Raw genomic sequence first — 17,354 nt, 5'->3', positions numbered from 1 at the left:
CGCGGCAACATTGCTCCATCGAATCGAATAAACTGTATCGATGGACAGTACATCAGAAAGTCTGCTTTTGCGATTGCGTTCTGGCAGCGACCAGCGAGCCTGGTCGACGTTTGTCGAACTCTACACGCCGCTGATCTTTTATTGGGCTCGGAAAACCGGGCTGCAAACCAACGACGCGGCCGATCTGGTTCAGGACGTGTTGACGCTGACGTTTCAAAAGCTGCCCGCGTTCAAATATGACGCCGGCAAAAGTTTTCGTGGCTGGCTGCGAACCGTGACGCTCAACCGGTATCGGGAGAAGCTACGCAAGAAGTCCATCGGAGCAACTCCGGCGACTCAAAGTGTTCTGGCGTCGATCGCTCAGCCCGGAGACGCAGAATCGACCTGGGACCTGAACTACCAGCAAGCCCTCGTGTCCCGGGCGAAGGAACTGTTGCGGCATGAGTTCCAGGCGTCGACGTGGCAGGCGTTGCAGCAGTACGTATTCGAAGGCCAACCCGCAGCAATCGCGGCGAAAGAAAATGGGCTGAGCGTGTGGACGGTCTACGCGGCAAAATCAAGGTTAATGTCGCGATTACGTGAGACGCTTGATGGTTTGCTGTAGTTTTTTCTCAAGGTAGCATACAAATTCGGCCGCAACCGCGCATAGCCTCTATTGGAGTGATTTCGTCAGCACGGAATCGGGCTCCAGTTTCAAAACCTGTTCCATGAGGCAACGATGAACGCCCCCAGCACACCTGAATGCCCCCAGCCAGAAACGCTTTCACAGTTCTTGCTCGGAAAGCTCGATCCGAAAACGTCGCTCGAATGTGAAAGCCATCTCGCGGATTGCGAGCCCTGTGTTGAAACAATCAACGGACTGCAGATCGACGACACGTTCCACTCGCTGGTCGTTGGCACTTCGGCTGAAGATCCTGAATCCGTTACCGACAGCGACGAAAGCGTCGTAAGCAATCTGATTCATCGCCTGATCGATGCGGGAGCAAAATCTCAATCCGGTGCCGCAGTTTCGACTCCGAACCAACGTGCTGCGGATGTGCTCGGGATGCTTGATTCGCCAAGTGGGCACGATTCGATCGGCCAAATCGAACACTATCGGATCGAAGAAGTTCTCGGATGCGGCAGCACTGGTGTTGTGTTTCGAGCGGTCGACGAAAATCTTGATCGACCGGTCGCGATCAAAGTGCTTCGCCCAACGTTGGGCGATGCGGCCAGACAGAGATTCGTCGAAGAAGCTAAAGCCACTGCGAAGCTGAACCATCCGAACATCGTCACGATTTTCCATGTTGGCGACAGCGGACCGCTTGCTTTTATCGTCATGCAATGGCTTCCGGGAGAGACACTGGAAGATCGATTAAGTCGACAATCGGTTTTGCCTTCCGACACAGTCAGAAAGCTTGGAACCCAGATCGCCCTGGGACTTTCGGCGGCTCACCAGAAAGGGCTGGTTCATCGCGACATCAAACCTGCGAACCTGTGGATCACGGAAGAGGATCAAATCAAGATTCTGGATTTTGGTTTGGTTCGGATGATGGACGAAAGTCCTCAGCTGACCTGTACCGGCATGATTGCCGGGACGCCATGTTTCATGTCGCCGGAACAGTCTCGGGGCGACGAACTGGATGCCCGCAGCGATTTGTTTAGCCTGGGCTGCGTGCTGTATCAGTGTTTGTGCGGGAAGCTTCCGTTCGTTTCGTCGAACGCGCTGGCAACGCTGCAGGCGATTCAGCGTTTACAACCAGAGTCTCCGGCAAGTCTTGAGCCGACTGTCGATTCAGATCTGTCCGATCTGGTCATGATGTTGTTGGAGAAATCAGCGACTCGTCGCCCGAAAACTTCGCGGGACCTTGCGATTGCTCTGGAAGCCAACCGATCCGATTGGCCGTTTGAGTGCAGTCCGCAACCTGATTCACAAATTGATTCGAAGCACGTCAGCCGAACGCAAACGAACGGCAGTTTCAACGATCGTCCATTTTCATTGTGGAAGACCGTCGCTGGGGTTCTGGCGATCGCAGCCTTGGGATGGGCGGGGTTTCTTTTTGGACCGCAGATCATCCGCGTCGCTTCGAACGAGGGTCTGATTGTGATCGAGACCGACGATCCGGACGTTCAAATTGAAGTTCTGCAAGGCGGCGAGCAAATCGAAATCGTTGACTTGAAAACGAAACAGGAGCTTCAAATTCGGTCTGGCAGCTATCAAATCCGCGCGGTCGGCGACGACAACTCGGTTACGATCGACAACGCCAAACTGACTCTCTCCCGTGGCGAAACGGAAATTGTAAAAGTGACTCGGATTGAAGACTTCGCCCAATCAGAAACACCCAAGCCAATGCCTGGAAATCTTTCAGGCCAGAGACAAGGAAATCGGATTACAAGCGATACGCCGTCAGATGCATCGACGAACCAAGAACAGCCCGTTGGCGGTGACTTGTCGTCAGGTATAGCTGTTGACCCGTTTCACAAGGTCGGGCCAGGTGACATTCTCAATATCCACATCACCAACATAACGGCAGAGTTTGGCGAATTGACAGAGCACCCTTTTCCAGTGCGAATTGATGGAACATTGAGCTTGCCGCTGACTGAGCCGATCAAGGTCGTTGGCCTGACTGCGTTGGACATCGAAACACTGGTTCGCGAACGCTACATCGGAAAGATACTCAAAAAAGAATCCTCCTACGTCAGCGTCAAAGTTGCGAAGATCTATCACGGAAATCTGAACTCTCAAACCCTCGCGGAACCGGTCTACAACGGGATGACTTTTGAGCAATGTCTCAACGCGATCAAGTTTGAACGCGATGGTGAGAAACTCGAGAAACCGGTCCTTGGAATGATTGAACTGAAAGACGCGGCGTCGCACCCGGAACTGATCGACCCGATGCTGGAGGCAGTTTTCCGCATCAGAAAGGTAGACTACAACAGCAGTGTTGCACTCAGTTTCCTCAACTGGTTGACAGACGAACAACTGCAGCAGCTTGCAATTAAACTGATCTCCGGGACAGACAGTACCCACTGGAACTTCGCTCGTCGATCGGTAATGTCACCGCAACGGTCATGGGAACGTCTTGCTCCTATCGAATCGGAGCTTGCTTCCATTTCGATTGCAGCACTGGACGAATCTCAAACATCGTCCAACGCGGCAAGAATACTTTGCGACCTGATTCAGAATGAAGATGTATCTGACGCGACGAAAACTCGGATAGTCAAACCAATGCTTGAGCATGCTCATGAAAACAAGATGGTGTCCTCGATGCTATTCGCGGTTGCCAGTTTCGACAGCAGAGCAGATGGCTTGAGCCGTGCGTTCTCAAAGGCTGTCGCCTCGCATCCCGATCGGTTCCATTACGATTGGTACGGCATTATTAAAAACTTTGACAAAAAAAACCGCAGGGAATCTGTCGCCGCATTTGTGCGTATCGCTCTCTCAGAAAAATACGCGGAAAAAGGCAACGCTTTTACATTCTTTCAATACGCGTCCGACGATGTTTTTGAAATCGCATACCGTGAGTTCGAAAAAATGCGTGACAATGGAGAAGCAGCCGAAAACGCGTTCGAGACAATCACGAAACGCCGAGCTGAGATCGAGAAAGATCGGCTAAAACGAATGAGTCGATGACTCAGCTCGATGGGAAATCGTCACTGAGATCCAACACGCAGACGTTTTTTCAATTCAGCCGCGGCTTGAGGAAGTCGAGCTTTACGAACCTTGCTGGCTTCCAAAGCTCGCGCCCTGAATTCGCCGACGCGAACGTCAGCCACGACTGCTTGAGGTCGCTCGAGGTTGGTGTCGTCGAAGAAATCTAACGCGTTGAATGTCAGATGCGTTTGCGGAACCGGAGGCAGTTCGACATCACTTCCAAACGTCAAGCTCTGCACCTGTGTGGGCGTAGAAATTGCCAGCGTGTGCGCTGAAGCTCCGGACGCACCGGGCTTCCATTCGATCGCGTGCCCGTTGTAGCTTTCGAGAGTCTTCACCACATCGCTGCCAATCAAACGTCCAGTTTTCGCGTCCAAAATTGTCGACTGCAAATAGTGCATTTCTCCGTCCGAAGAATGATGTCGCGCAATGTGCCGCCCAAACATGATGACCGGCGAATCAAACGGCTGGTTGTTCATGTACTCCATCCGCTCAAGATAAACACGATCTTTCCAGACCAATTGCTTGCTCGCATCACCCAGCAAAAACACGGGACCGGAGCCAAGCGAATAGTGCAGCTGATTGAACCGATACGTTGATTTCCCTCGCGAAAATGGATCCGCACGATCTTTCAATTTCACGTGCAAGACCCAGCCAGCTCGATGCCGGCGAAGATTGATACCCTGCAGCGAACGTTTCTCCGAATCGGTCAACGGCAATTCGGTTTGGCTCAACGTTTCACCGCTGCCGAGATCGACAAAAGCCAGCGTTCCATGCGGATCGAGCGTACAGACTTCGGAAACCCGATAGTAGGACCGCGCCCTGTTGTCATTGACGCGTTGCCAAGCCAGTCGGCCGAGACCGGCGTCGAAAACAGCCATTCGAATCGCGACTTTGGCGGGGTTGGCGGGACCATCTGGACCCGCCAGAGCATTTTCCTGATCGGCCGGCAGTTCGCCTTTGCGAATCGGATGCCACATCACGAATTTGTCGATCAAACTACGGGACACGATGAAGCGTTTTGACTTCACGGTTCGAACCAATCGACCTGTCGCAGTTTCGATCGTATTGAATTGCCGCCCTTCTTCGCTCCACGCCGTCAGCAACGATCCGTGAGTCACGATTCGGTTAACCGGCTTTGCCATCTTTCGCTTCCACAGCACTTTCCCGGTATGCGTTTCGTAGCAGTGCAGCATATTCTGTTCGGCCACGACCAATTCACGCATTCCTGAAAACGCGGTGCGAACGGGGCTGACCTGTTCGTGTGGTAACTCCCAAAGGTTGCCGCCATCGCCAGAAATAACGTTGAACCAGTCGACGATCAGCGTGATTTTATTCAGCGTCAACTCGGCGACGTGATTCTGAATATCGATCTGGCACCGTTGTGAGTATCCGAACGATCCCGACAGGTTCTCGTCGCGAAGCTGCAGCTCTCGCACGACGTTTCCGCGACTGTTGCGAACTTCGAACTCGCGCCTGTGATCGCCCCAAGGGGACAGAAACAGTCTGGTTTTTCGATAGTCAGCATCGGTCGCCGGATCGAAAACAAAAGGAAGTCGATACCGGATCGGAGTCTGCTTTTTCGACTGAGTTTTGCGAATGTAGCCCGTTTCAAAGCCTGGCCAGTCCGCGTCAGAACCGGCAGCGGACGAATTGAACATCCCGGAGTCGGCAGCGACCTGGACGGTGACTTGTTGGTTCAGGCTTTCCAGTTCCTGGCGATTGGTATCATCCAGAACGGCGAAGTCAACAGAGTCCAGCACTTTCTTGGCCGCGTTCAGATCCCTTCCGGCCAGCAGAATTCTGGCTTTGAGCAGCTTGAACTCTTCGACGCCGTCACCGCCACGCCCGATCGCCGTGTTGGCGTAGAACAGGGCGATCAGATACTTCTTTTGCTCCAATCGATGATTCGCGATCAGTTCCAAAGTTGGCAAATCCATCACGCTTTCAGGCAATCGATCCAGCAGCCATTGGACTTCATCATCCGTTCCGTCGAGCGCGTTGGAAACAAGATCGGCAGTGCGAGAGTAAACCTGTGCCGCGGCGTCTGGATCGTATTCTCGCAAGCCTTCGATTGCCATCTGCAGTTTCGCGCGATGCCATCCGACTTCAGAGTACTGAATGGTGTCATATCGGTTCTCGAAATCAACCACTTCGACACCCGGAACGTCGCCCGGATCAGCCTCCCACTCGATCGGCCGATCAAGCAGCGTTGCGTTGACGCTTTCCACGATCGAATCGGACGATTCAACGATCACGCCGTCGGGAATTCGCGCAAACGATCCCTCAATCTGCGTCAGTCCCAAATCAATCGATTCGGCAAACTCGCCAGTCCGAAGCTTGGAAAGCAATCTCATTCGTTCAAGTTCATCAACATCGAACCGTGGATACAGACGTTTGAGTGCGTCCAGTGCTCGCAACGAAAGCGAGGGGCTATCCATCTGAAAATTGTTCGCACACGCGTCGAGCAATGAAGAATACTTCGGATCGGAGTTTTGTTCGGCGAGCGAAATCAACAAGTCCAAACCGGATTCGAGTTCTCCTTGCTGAATCAGAATCTGCGATTTCGCAAACTGCTGTTGTTCGTTGAGCGTCGCGACTGGCAAGCGGTCGATCGCTTCGCGACTGGCACCGAACTCCGGATAGCTGGCGACATGGTCGACACCATGTGAAACGACATCGCCTTGAACTCGTGACAAGTTCCCCAAAATCCGCCCGGTTCCCACGGACTCGGCAATCTTGCCGTCCGCCAAATCGATCCGCAAAATTTTGCGACTGGTTGTTGGCAGAAACAACGAATCAACTCCGATATAGCCGCGACCGGAAGGAAGATCATCCGCAGCCAATGGCAGTCGCCACGTTTCGACGCCGGAAAACGAATCGATGGCTCGCACGTTTCGCGATCCAACAAGAATCAGCTGGCCCTGGTTGATGCCGGCCAAGTACAGCGACGATTCACGTTCGACTTTCCGAGGCAAAAAACCGTCTTCTTCGTACCAGACGCCTTCGCCATTATCCAAATCCAGACAGATCAACTCGCGAGACAGCACTGGCGTCAGATACACCATCCCGTTCGCAATCGTGACCTGTGAGTCTCGCCACGCGTCGTTGAGCATGTTCGGATAGTTGTTCGAATCCGAAATGATTCGCGTGTTCCGCGGCAAACGATACTCATAGCCCCACAGCAACGTCCGCGTGGAAACCTCCAACGCAACCACAGCACCGGTTCCCGTCAAACACACGATTTTTCCGTTGGCGTAAGACGGGCTGACTCCCGCCAGTCGACGGTTGTGATTGGCGTCGAAGCTCTCATGGTCGAACGCGGCGATCGCCTGAATCCAGCGCAGCTTTCCCGTCTTTGAATCCAACGCAACCAGCTGAACCGCGTTGTCCAGAACACAACAGCAATACAGCACGCCTTCGAGCGGCAACGGCTCTCCCATAAAGAACGCTTTCGCCAATTTCGGTTCGTCGAAACCCTTCGGACCACCGACACGCCACCGCAGCATTCCGGAATTTTCCGAATCGATGGCGACCAGTTCGTTGTGAGTCCGCAGGTCTTCGGGGGCGCTATCGTCTGCATTGGCGAAAACGTTGTCGTGATCGTATTGACTGGAACTTCCCGGTTGAGGCACGAAGAAGATCAGCCGACCGTCGCTACTGGCGCGTCCGTAGATCGAATCCATCACCAATCTCTGATTCATCTTCAGCGCTGCCGCAACAGAAACTTTCTCGGAAGGAGTATCGTTCCACGCGAACCGAGGTGGCCAGGCCCATTTTCGCAAACCGGACTCAAAATCGACGCCGTACATATGATCGACGTCCCGAAACACGATCGTGTCTCCGACGACCAACGGCTGGACTGCAGGCGCAGGAACGGTTTTCTCCTGAACCAGCTCCTTCAGGTATTCCGTCGAACGTTCTTTGAGCGCAATCGAGCTGGCAGTTGCGTGCTCCCAACGTGGCGCCATCAACGGCATTCCCGTGCCGACTTTTCCAGTCCGCGCCGGATTCCCCTGAAACATCAACCACCTGGAAAGTGTTCGATTGGAAGCCAACGGGCTGTCGCCGATCAGCCTGGTCAGCCACGGAATCGCTTCGGGATTGCGATTAAATAGAGTGTAGTTCTCGCCCATCAACTGAATCGTCGAATTCGGCATCCGTTGTTTCAGCGAAACCAAAGTCTCTTCCGCCGCGTCGCGGTTGTTGCTGAGCATCTGGCAGGTGGCCAACAAAATGGAAGCTTCGGGATCGTGTTTAGCGGCAGTGGACCGAAACCGAACGATCTTCGCGAACCACGATTGAGCCGCTGAGGGTTGTCCGTTGGAAAGTTCGAGATGCCCCAACAACATCGCGGCTTCAGCCCCTGAATCGGTGAAGAAGAACTGATTCGAAGCTTTCTTCAGCAGCGACAGATCGTTTTCCGCGACGCCACGTTCCAGCAGCTTCCGGGCTCGAATTCCATATCGAATCTGATACGGCTCAAGGAAGCGGGCGTCGATCGAACCGAGGATCTGTTCGGTTCGCGATCGAAGGCTGGAGAATGATTGCGATCCACGGGGGATCAGGAAATCCTCGACCGACTCATCAGCGAGGACTTCTCCCAGGATTTCAACGGCTTCGTCCACTTTGCCGGCAGCCATCAACTTCTTGCACCGAAGCAAGGGGCGGATGACTTCTCTCGGCGGCGCAATGAACGCGGACTCCGGCGGTCGAAGTTCGATACCGTCAAATAGCTGAGTAAAATTCACCGCCTGCTGTTGCGCCACGAGGTGCGACGACGTCAGGGCGCAATGCAGGAACAGAATTGTAATCAGCAAAGGGTGCACGTTGGGTCTCGTGAAACATTCGGAACAGCAAACCATGATAGCCGACGCAGACCGGTTCGCGAAATGTCACGTCGACCAAGACTCATGCTGCTCGTCGCTTCCCTCCCCGGTGATCCTGCGGTTTTTTGTCGATGTCGCTTTCGTCGAGTTCCTCTCGAAGAATCAACATGTTGGATGGGGCTTCGATACCCAATCGCACCCGGTCACCGGAGAGACGGACGATCGTCAAAACGATGTCGTCCCCCAACAGAACTTTCTCGCTTTCCTTCCTGGAAAGAACTAACATAGTGGCTATCCTTATCGTTATTTATGTGTGAAGTGATTCGACTGGTTGGCGGCCAGTCACGCAGCAGCGATTTGTGAATCGTTGCTGCTATCAAGAGTTATGGTTTTGAATTTCTCGCCGTTGGATCCGTAAAAGCGAATTGAGTTTTGTTCGCATTCCCAGACTGCGGTTAGCTTGACGCTTCGTGGCCCGTGGAGGCAAAAGAAAATGCCACACATTCCCTGGCCGCGTTTGAGCATCCGCTCGCTTATTCTGAAAATGCCTTCTTCAAAATCACTCTGAGTACAAAGAACCTTCGAAACGAGTTTCCTGAGTTGCTCGATATGGGGTGCTGCAAAGGCACCGCCCAAGTCTCCCAAATGCATCCTGTGAGATACTCCGTGGGGTGAATCTTTGGTCAATCATGTTGTAAGTCCAGTTGCCGTTGCGGACGTTCTCAAGTTCGTTCCAGGCCCCCGTCGAATTCCGATCAGGCAACATGGGAAATATCGGCAGCCCTCCAAAGTGCTTGCATTGAAAGTCTGGTTAATTTACGAAGGTTTTTTTGAGCAGGCAAGTTTTGAAAAACAACCAACATAATCGGGTCAGTTAAAACATGCGTAGCAGGATGGCTTGACCGTTCCGAGAGAAACAAAGCGCACCGATTCTGGCTTTCCCGCGGACCACTGATCAGGCTAACCTGTTGCGTTGGAACGTTTTGCATAATTGCAACTGGTTCATTAGGCGCGTGTTCGTTTTAGAATCTATTATGCTACGACGATCATTGATGCGCGAACGTCACACCAATTCAGAAAGCAATTCACTTTGAGTTTTCAGGTTAACAACGATCTGTTTCGCGGTCCGATCGACCTGTTGCTCTATCTGGTGCGCCGGCATGAAGTCGAGGTGACTGAAATTGCACTGTCCAAAGTGACTCAGGAGTATCTGGAGCATATTGATGTCCTGAAGGAGATTTCGATCGACCTTGTCGGTGACTTTTTGGATGTCGCCAGCCATTTGGTCGAGATTAAAGCCAAAGCTCTTTTGCCTCGCAACGAGTTCGAGGAAGAAGACGAAGAAGGTGCCGAGCATGCGGACCCACGTCGAGATCTGGTGAACCGCTTGTTGTTGTACAAGAAGTTTCGCGACGCAAGTTCATTGCTGGAGGACCGAGCCAGCGAGTGGCAAAATCGATTTTCGCGAATTGCCGACGACTTGCCGGCCAAGCAACACAACATTTCTGATCAACCGATCCGCGAAATCGAACTGTGGGATTTGGTCAGTGCTTTCGGACGCGTGCTTCGGGACAATCAGCCTGTCGAGAACGCGAACATCGTTTACGACGAAACTCCTATTCATGTTTACATGGAACGGATTCACGCAAAGATCGTGCAGAATCGGCGTGCTTCGTTTAGCGAATTGTTTGAACTGGGGATGCACAAGTCATCGATGGTTTCGATCTTCCTTGCGGTGCTGGAACTCGCCAGACATCACGGAGTCGTGACGCAGCAGGACGACCTTTACGGTGAACTGGTGATCGCGCCGGGCTCACAGTTCAAGGAAGAGTTGGACGTTTCCAACATCGACGACTATGACCCTCACATGCGTTCGGGCGATCCTGCGTCAATGATTGAATAGCGACGCCGTCTCCAATTCATCGTTTAACGGCAAGCCGCAGGCGACTGCGCTTTCGTTTTTCTTCGATGGCACGTCTGGTCTTCGCAAAACGGCCAAAATCTAACTCAGATTCACGATACCGTTGGAATCGGAAAACTTATCAACGGGAGCACCAACACGCTCCAACATGGAACGATAGAGGTTCGTCAACGGCGTGCCGCTTTTCAAACGCAAGTGCCGTCCGGTTTTCACGGTACCGCCACCGCCGCCGAACATGCAAATCGGCAAGTCCTTGTGGGTGTGGCTGTTGCCGTCCGCAATCCCGCTGCCGTAAACAACCATGCAGTTATCCAACAGCGAACCACCGCCTTCGCGCACGTTCGACATCCGAGTCAACAAATGTCGCAGCAACGTGACGTGGTAATGATTGATCGTGCTGATCTTTGCCTGTTTTTCGCGTGAACCGCCGTGGTGCGAAATATTGTGATGGCCGTCTTTGATCGACAGGTTTTTGTACGGACGATTGCTACCCGCATTGGAGTACATGAACGAGATGATTCGCGTCGAATCCGTCTGAAACGCCAACGTCATCATGTCGAACAGCAGTTTTACGTGCTCGCCATATTCCGCTGGAACGCCAACCGGTCGCGGAGCATCTGGCACATCGCGTTCGTTTTCATCGAGCTTTTCCGTAGAAGCCAACCTTCGTTCGATGTCGCGAACGGCGTACATGTACTCTTCCAGCTTACGCTTGTCCTCGACGCCCAAATTGTTGCTGAGGATTTTGGCTTCCTGTTGCACAAAGTCCAACACGCTTTTCCGATCCCGCTCGCGTCGTGCCATCGACCGGGGATCCAACTGCGGGCCGTCGTCGTCACCAAACAGGCGATCAAACACTGACGCCGGATTGATTTCTTTGGCCAGCGGCGATCGTTCGGTTCGCCAGGAAATATTTGAGGTATACAGACAGCTGTAACCGGAATCGCATTGTCCGGCCTGAGCACTGTCTTGCGTGCCCAGCTCAAGCGATTTCAAACGCGTCAGATGACCAATCCGTTCGGCCGCCACCTGATCAACAGACTGACCGTTGCGAATGTCGTTGCCATTGGTTTTCTTGGGATGCGAACCGGTCAGGAATGAAGCCACCGAACGTGCGTGGTCACCGCCGCCGTCTCCGTGAGCAAAAGCGCCGTCGAGAGTCAGCCCTGTGAAGACGTTCATCTGATCGCGAAAGTCAGCGATAGGCTGCATGATCTTTTGCAACTCAAACTTGGTCTCGCTGTTTCCGCTCGGCGTCCAGTCTTGCATGTGCATGCCGTTGGGAACGTAGAGGAACGCCATTCGAACGGGCGGACCGGCTGCAGCTTTGCGGGCAATCGTTGAATTGGCTGAAGTGATCATGGGAGCAGCCGTCCCCATCGCTTCCAACCACGGCAACGCCATCGCAGCACCGCAGGCGCCGCGGAGCATCGTTCGTCGTGAAATATTCTTGTGGCTCATTGTTTTCCCTTTTCCTGTCACGATCAAAGTTGTTTTACGGCAAGCCGTTCAACAAACAAAGTCTATTCAGTATCCCCCGGACTTGCTCCCTCGCCGAATCGCTTCCGAAACGGATCGCTTTCGGTGATCGCAATCACCAACGCCGAAAATCGATAGTCGCTATCTTTCAACTCAAACACAATTTTGTCCAAAGTGCACTCGTCATAATATTCCAGCCCGCGGCCCAAAGCGTAGATCAACATCTTCTCGGCGACGCATCTCACGAACTGGGCTCGCATTCCAGTTCGAATCATCACCTGAAGTTCTTTCGAGCCCTGGAACGTCGTCCCATCTGGAAGCTCGCCTCGCGGATCGATGCCTCCAACTTCGTCTTCGACTCGCCACTTCCCAACCGCGTCGTAGTTTTCCAGCGCGAACCCAAGCTCATCCATCACCTTGTGACAAACCGCACAGGAAGGATCCGCGCGATGTTGTTCCATTCGCTGCCGTAGCGTTCCGGCAAGTTGTGGTTGGTCTTCCAACTGCATCGCATCCGGATCTGGCGGAGGCGGTTCCTCGCCCAACAGGTTCTCCATGATCCACTTGCCACGTTTCACCGGCGACGTTCGATTCGGATTCGAAGTCAGCGTCAGAATGCTGGCGTGAGTCAGAATGCCCTGCCGATCAGTCTTCTCCGAGGAAACTTTCTGGAACTTGTTTCCCTTAACGCCTTCAACGCCGTAGTGTTTCGCCAGCCGCTCGTTGAGGAACGTGTAGTCCGCTTTCAACAAATCGGTGACTTGCGCGTCACGACGGATCAAGTCATAGACCAAAAGTTTGGTCTCGGTTTCCATATCGTTTCGCAATTGAGCATCGACGCCCGGGAACATATCAGGATCGGGTTGCATTCTGGCCAAAGATCGTAGCTGCAACCACTGAGTCGCGAAATTCTGCACAACGGCTTTGGCTCGTTTATCCTTGAGCATCCGCTCGACCTGCTTTCGAAAGACCTCTTTGTCTTTCAATTTTCCTTTCGCCGCCAGCTTGAAAAGCACTGCGTCCGGCATCGAGCTCCACAGAAAATACGACAGACTGGTCGCCAGTTCGAAATCGTTAAGCTCGCGGATCTCGTTGACCGGCACCGGTTGTTCGATCTTGTATAGGAAATGCGGCGAAACCAAAACGGCCTGCATCGGATATCTCAACGCTTTCTCGATCGAGTCACCGGAAGCGACGGCCGAATCGTAAAGCTTCATCAAACGGTCGACTTCATCCGATTTGACAGGCCGACGATAGGCTCGGGAAGCGAACACCTGAATCGATTTGCGAGCGACCTTCCGCTGCTGCTGTTTCGATTCGCCTGGTTCGCCCAAAACCAGTTTTCCATACTGCCCGCGTTGAGCCCCAATTGGGCCTTCGATCGTCAGGTGGTTAAAGTGCAGATTTCGATCCTGCGGTTTTTCGCCTCGTTTCGCTTCTTGGTAAAAATCATTGGTGAACGAAACATTGATCTCTTGCTCACCGGTTTGCGTGAATCGGAGTTCCGTTTCGAACGTTTGCGGCGTATCCCCCTGCTCTTTGGTGACGTTAAAGAACTGACGTTGCTTGCCGTTGACATCCAGCTTCATTTTTACAGGCTCGTTTCCAGCCTGATTTCCGGTCGCGACCAGGACCGCGCGATAGGTGCCGCGTTTGATGACACCGAATTTGGCAGTCGCCGTAGCCTGAGCCGGAAACGTCATTACATTGTTGTGAATGTTGACACCGCGAGGCCGGGTAAAGTCCTTGGCAACAAAACGCTGAACTTTTTTGGAACGAGCAGGATCCTTGACCGCGTTGAGCGTGATTGCTTCGGCAGCTTTGAGGTACTTTTCCATCAGGATTGGCGAAAGCGAAAGCACGTCTGCAATGTTGTCGAACCCATAGCCCACGTCGTCGACCGGAAAGTTTCCATCGGTCTCATAGTCGACGCCCGTCAAATCGCGAATCGTGTTTTTGTACTCCGTCCGATTGAGCCGACGAATGGTGACTCGGCCCGGATTGATATTGGTACAGTCGACGCTGTTGAGCAACTGATCGACCCAAGCCAGCAGTTTCGCGTGTTCGTCATCGGGTATCGGATCGCAGTCTTCCGGGGGCATCTCTTTGGCCGCCACGCGAATCAGGACTTTCTTCCACTTCTTGCGCCCGGACAGCAGCTGATCCAACGTCTCGTATTGCTCAAGATTCAGATCGGCGTCGGTGTTGTCCCCCCAATGGCAGTCACCGCAATGGGTTTCCAACATCGGGCGAATGGTCTCGTTAAATTCACGCTGCACGTCGCGAAGTGAATCCGCAGTTTCCTGCGCGGTCGCCGGAGCCGGATTCATGGCTGATAAGCAACATGCAAGAGTCACGCAACCGGCCCAGATCAGGCCATCACGAATACATATAAGTGTGCTCGAAATCATTTTCACTCGGGAAACCAAACTCCAAATTCGGGGCTATGTACAGTTTAGCTCTCGTATGACGCATTGAACGACCGCAATTTGAGGGATTTGGCGTTTGGTGCGGCGATTCCAACAGTTCGCAAACCGGCGAAAATTGGCCCACGGAGCCATGAAATGCGGACGAAATGGCTGTAAAACACGGCAATTACCGGGGAAAATCCATCTTTTTGACTGAAAATGCCCGTTTGCCCCGGGTTTTTGAAGCACACTATCTTGAATTATTGGACCTACGCGGTCTAATTTTCGCGTCCTCACAAGGGACGGATCACACGAATTCAACGGTATTTACGACTTATTTAAAGTCCCTACAAATTTTTGGAGGATCTCCTATGGCAAAGAAAGCCGCCGGCCCCAAGCCACCTACAAAGTCTGAAATCATGAACAACATGGCTGAGGCTACTGGCTTGAGTAAGAAAGAGATTGCGGGAGTCTTCGATGCTCTTGCAGCTCAGATTGAAGCACAGATCGGCAAACGTGGTGGTAGTGGCCAGTTCACTATCCCAGGCCTTTGCAAAATCGTCTGCCAGCACAAACCAGCTATGCCAAAGCGCGAAGTTCGCAATCCTGGTACTGGCGAAATGGTTTGGGCGAAGCCAAAGCCAGCTCGCAAAGTTGTCAAGATTCGCGCTCTCAAGGGGCTCAAGGACATGGTTATCTAAACCAGTGTTGGCGAAAGCCAGCGTCCAAGTTATTTAAAAAGCCGCAGAGTAGTTGCTCTGCGGCTTTTTTCGTGTGATTCCAAATTCATGGCTTCGCAAAAACAGTCGGTGACGATCCAAAGTTCCGGTTTTCATGGGCAAAAAATGTAAACCAAGCGCCTGATCCTGTTTCGCTGGAAAAAATATCGGAATCAGCAACAATGACGCGCTCATTCAGCTCCATTTCCCAATCGTAGTGCTCGTCGTTCTCAATGCCCATCGGTCCCGACTTCGACGCCAAAGATCGCGTCAAACAAGCCACCAGCATCGTTGACCTGGTCAGCCGCACGATCAATTTGCGCCGCCAAGGCCCGAACTATGTGGGACTTTGCCCATGGCACGATGACAAAAGGCCCAGCTTTACGGTAAATCCTGTTCGACAGCGATTCAGCTGCTTTGTCTGCGATCTACACGGCGACGTTTTCGATTTCACGATGAAAATGGAAAGCGTCGACTTTCGTGGGGCTCTTGAGATTCTGGCGCAGGCCGCGGGAATTGTACTGAAGCAGCATGGGCCTAAAACAGAACCCGGGAATCCGGATCACAAACCGACGCTGTTCGAAGCTATGAAATGGGTCGAAGAGCAGTATCACCAGTGCTTGCTGCACTCAAACGAAGCCATTCCCGTTCGCGAGTACCTGCAAGACCGCGGAATCACGCAGGAAAGCATCGACAAGTTTCGCGTTGGATTTGCACCGCTGGCCTGGTCGTGGTTGGTGGATCGGTGCCGCAGCACGAGATTCACTCCGAAGATTCTCGAAGCCTGCGGACTGATTCTGATGAACAACCGCGGAACGTGGTACGAACGGTTTCGCGGCCGAGTTCTGTTTCCGATTCGTGATACTCAAGACCGCCCGATTGCTCTTGGCGGACGTGTCGTGCCAGGAATCTACGGAACCGAAGATGAGCCGAAGGGCAAGTACTACAACTCGACCGAAACGCGACTGTTCACGAAAAGCGACAACCTGTACGGGCTGAATATTGCTCTCGAGGGACTTCGAAAAGCGGATGACAAGTCGCTGACAATTGTCGAAGGCTACACCGACGTCATCGCGGCTCATCAAGCCGGCGTTACCAACGTCGTTGCGGCACTGGGAACCGCACTCAACGAGCGACACATTCGGCTGATCAAGCGATTTGCGGATTCGATAACGCTGGTTCTCGACGGTGATGATGCAGGACAGCGGCGAACCAGTGAAGTTCTCGACCTGTTCGTGACCAGCGATGTCGACCTGAGGATTTTGACGCTTCCTGAAGGCATGGACCCCTTTGATCTGTGCATGAAACAGGGCGGGGAAGCGTTTCAAAAGATGATCGAAGGTGCTCCGGATGCAATTTCTCATCGCATTCGAACGGAAACCAAAGGCGTCGACTTGTTGAATCAGACTCATGCTGCGACGAAGGCGTTGAACAACATTTTGAAAACGCTAGCGGGAATTCCGGCATCCGAGATCGCTGCCTCCGCCGCAAAGCAGCTGCGTCAACAGCAGCTGATTGGCAGGCTGTCGCGGCAGTTCCAAATCGATTCGGAACACATCAGTCGGCGGCTGAACGAGATCCGAAACAGCTTGCGTCCTCGCAATTACGACGCTGATGCCGACAGCAAAAACATGGTGCCGGCAAAAATTCAAACGGTGGACTTCAGTTCCTTTGTTGGCAAGGAACGTGAGCTTTTACAGCTTCTTATCCTGCAGCCTGCGTTGCTGGACACGGCTGTTGAGAAAGTCTCTCCGGATCAGTTTGTAGCTGGTCCGCTAAAAGCCATCTATCAGATTATGGACGATTTTTTTCACGATGAGCGTGAAGTGGATCACGATTCGCTAATGCTGGAAGTCCAGGATCCTGTGCTGCGAAACGTGATCGCGAGGCTCTACGACGAGGCCGCTTCGAAGAACGAATTGGAGTCCGGAGACAGCACCAGTTTTGCTCTTGATATGAATCAGCAATTTGATTCTGTTTTAGCCGCGTTCGAGGACGAGGTCATTGCAAACGACCATCGAGCGAAGGTTTCCCAGTTACAACAAAAGGCTCTCGACAAAGAGGAGGAACTGGCAGCTCTGGAAGAGTTGCTTAACCAGACCAAACAACGACATGGTCTTTAGCTTGCCCACGGAAGGGCTGCAGCCAGGTCGATTGATGAACGAACCCTGAAAGTAAACTTCGCATCGCAGACGGCGATCGAACTTTGACCAATGCTCGCATTTTTGAGCACCCCGCATTGGATGAAGCGAGTTACCCCTTCAGTTTTGGACATCATCAAACCACTTTTGCAATGGCGACTGAACAACGCCAACGCATCGCAACACTGGCCTTATTGCAGGGCTGTTGCAAGTGGGATCGCGA

9 protein-coding genes are annotated in these 17,354 nt (G+C 52.9%); 5 read left to right on the top strand and 4 right to left on the bottom strand.

What is annotated here, in order from left to right:
• Nucleotides 1-40 precede the first annotated feature (40 nt).
• Nucleotides 41-604 (top strand): RNA polymerase sigma factor, encoded by a 564-nt coding sequence (locus tag MFFC18_RS08490; RefSeq protein ID WP_075085586.1) that lies wholly within the window; start codon nt 41-43, stop codon nt 602-604.
• 114 nt (nt 605-718) lie between these two features.
• Nucleotides 719-3,613, top strand: a complete 2,895-nt coding sequence (locus tag MFFC18_RS08485) for a protein kinase domain-containing protein (RefSeq protein ID WP_075085585.1) — start codon at nt 719-721, stop codon at nt 3,611-3,613.
• A gap of 20 nt (nt 3,614-3,633) precedes the next feature.
• Here MFFC18_RS08485 and MFFC18_RS08480 read toward each other — a convergent pair whose 3' ends face one another.
• Entirely contained in the window at nt 3,634-8,463 is a 4,830-nt protein-coding gene (locus tag MFFC18_RS08480; protein WP_162273980.1) for an outer membrane protein assembly factor BamB family protein, read from the bottom strand.
• A gap of 82 nt (nt 8,464-8,545) precedes the next feature.
• Nucleotides 8,546-8,749, bottom strand: coding sequence for a carbon storage regulator (locus MFFC18_RS08475; RefSeq protein ID WP_075085583.1), 204 nt, complete (start codon nt 8,747-8,749; stop codon nt 8,546-8,548).
• Nucleotides 8,750-9,553: 804 nt separating this feature from the next.
• Here MFFC18_RS08475 and MFFC18_RS08465 point away from each other — a divergent pair.
• Nucleotides 9,554-10,366, top strand: coding sequence for a segregation and condensation protein A (locus MFFC18_RS08465; RefSeq protein ID WP_075085581.1), 813 nt, complete (start codon nt 9,554-9,556; stop codon nt 10,364-10,366).
• A gap of 99 nt (nt 10,367-10,465) precedes the next feature.
• Here MFFC18_RS08465 and MFFC18_RS08460 read toward each other — a convergent pair whose 3' ends face one another.
• Together MFFC18_RS08460 and MFFC18_RS08455 are read right to left on the bottom strand one after the other, a co-directional pair.
• Nucleotides 10,466-11,845, bottom strand: coding sequence for a DUF1552 domain-containing protein (locus MFFC18_RS08460; protein ID WP_075085580.1), 1,380 nt, complete (start codon nt 11,843-11,845; stop codon nt 10,466-10,468).
• Nucleotides 11,846-11,907: 62 nt separating this feature from the next.
• Entirely contained in the window at nt 11,908-14,193 is a 2,286-nt protein-coding gene (locus MFFC18_RS08455; protein ID WP_075085579.1) for a DUF1592 domain-containing protein, read from the bottom strand.
• A gap of 449 nt (nt 14,194-14,642) precedes the next feature.
• Between MFFC18_RS08455 and MFFC18_RS08450 the strand changes: the two genes are divergently transcribed.
• Complete coding sequence (locus tag MFFC18_RS08450) at nt 14,643-14,972, top strand: HU family DNA-binding protein (protein WP_075085577.1); 330 nt, start codon at nt 14,643-14,645, stop codon at nt 14,970-14,972.
• A 251-nt stretch (nt 14,973-15,223) separates the two neighbouring features.
• A complete protein-coding gene (gene dnaG, locus MFFC18_RS08445; RefSeq protein ID WP_075085575.1) occupies nt 15,224-17,113 on the top strand; it encodes a DNA primase in 1,890 nt (629 codons plus the stop codon).
• The last annotated feature ends 241 nt before the right edge of the window (nt 17,114-17,354 follow it).

The sequence above is a fragment of the Mariniblastus fucicola genome, from assembly GCF_008087665.1.
Taxonomy (GTDB): Bacteria; Planctomycetota; Planctomycetia; order Pirellulales; family Pirellulaceae; genus Mariniblastus; species Mariniblastus fucicola.
The sequence above is the reverse complement of the archived record's forward strand: the minus strand, read 5'-3'. Positions and strand labels throughout refer to the sequence as shown.

Excerpts from the sequence above, each read along its gene's own strand:
- MFFC18_RS08490 (WP_075085586.1), top strand. The coding sequence starts at position 41 with ATGGACAGTACATCAGAAAGTCTGCTTTTGCGATTGCGTTCTGGCAGC.
- MFFC18_RS08485 (WP_075085585.1), top strand. The coding sequence starts at position 719 with ATGAACGCCCCCAGCACACCTGAATGCCCCCAGCCAGAAACGCTTTCA.
- MFFC18_RS08475 (WP_075085583.1), bottom strand. The coding sequence starts at position 8,749 with ATGTTAGTTCTTTCCAGGAAGGAAAGCGAGAAAGTTCTGTTGGGGGAC.
- MFFC18_RS08460 (WP_075085580.1), bottom strand. The coding sequence starts at position 11,845 with ATGAGCCACAAGAATATTTCACGACGAACGATGCTCCGCGGCGCCTGC.
- MFFC18_RS08455 (WP_075085579.1), bottom strand. The coding sequence starts at position 14,193 with ATGAATCCGGCTCCGGCGACCGCGCAGGAAACTGCGGATTCACTTCGC.
- MFFC18_RS08450 (WP_075085577.1), top strand. The coding sequence starts at position 14,643 with ATGGCAAAGAAAGCCGCCGGCCCCAAGCCACCTACAAAGTCTGAAATC.
- dnaG (WP_075085575.1), top strand. The coding sequence starts at position 15,224 with ATGCCCATCGGTCCCGACTTCGACGCCAAAGATCGCGTCAAACAAGCC.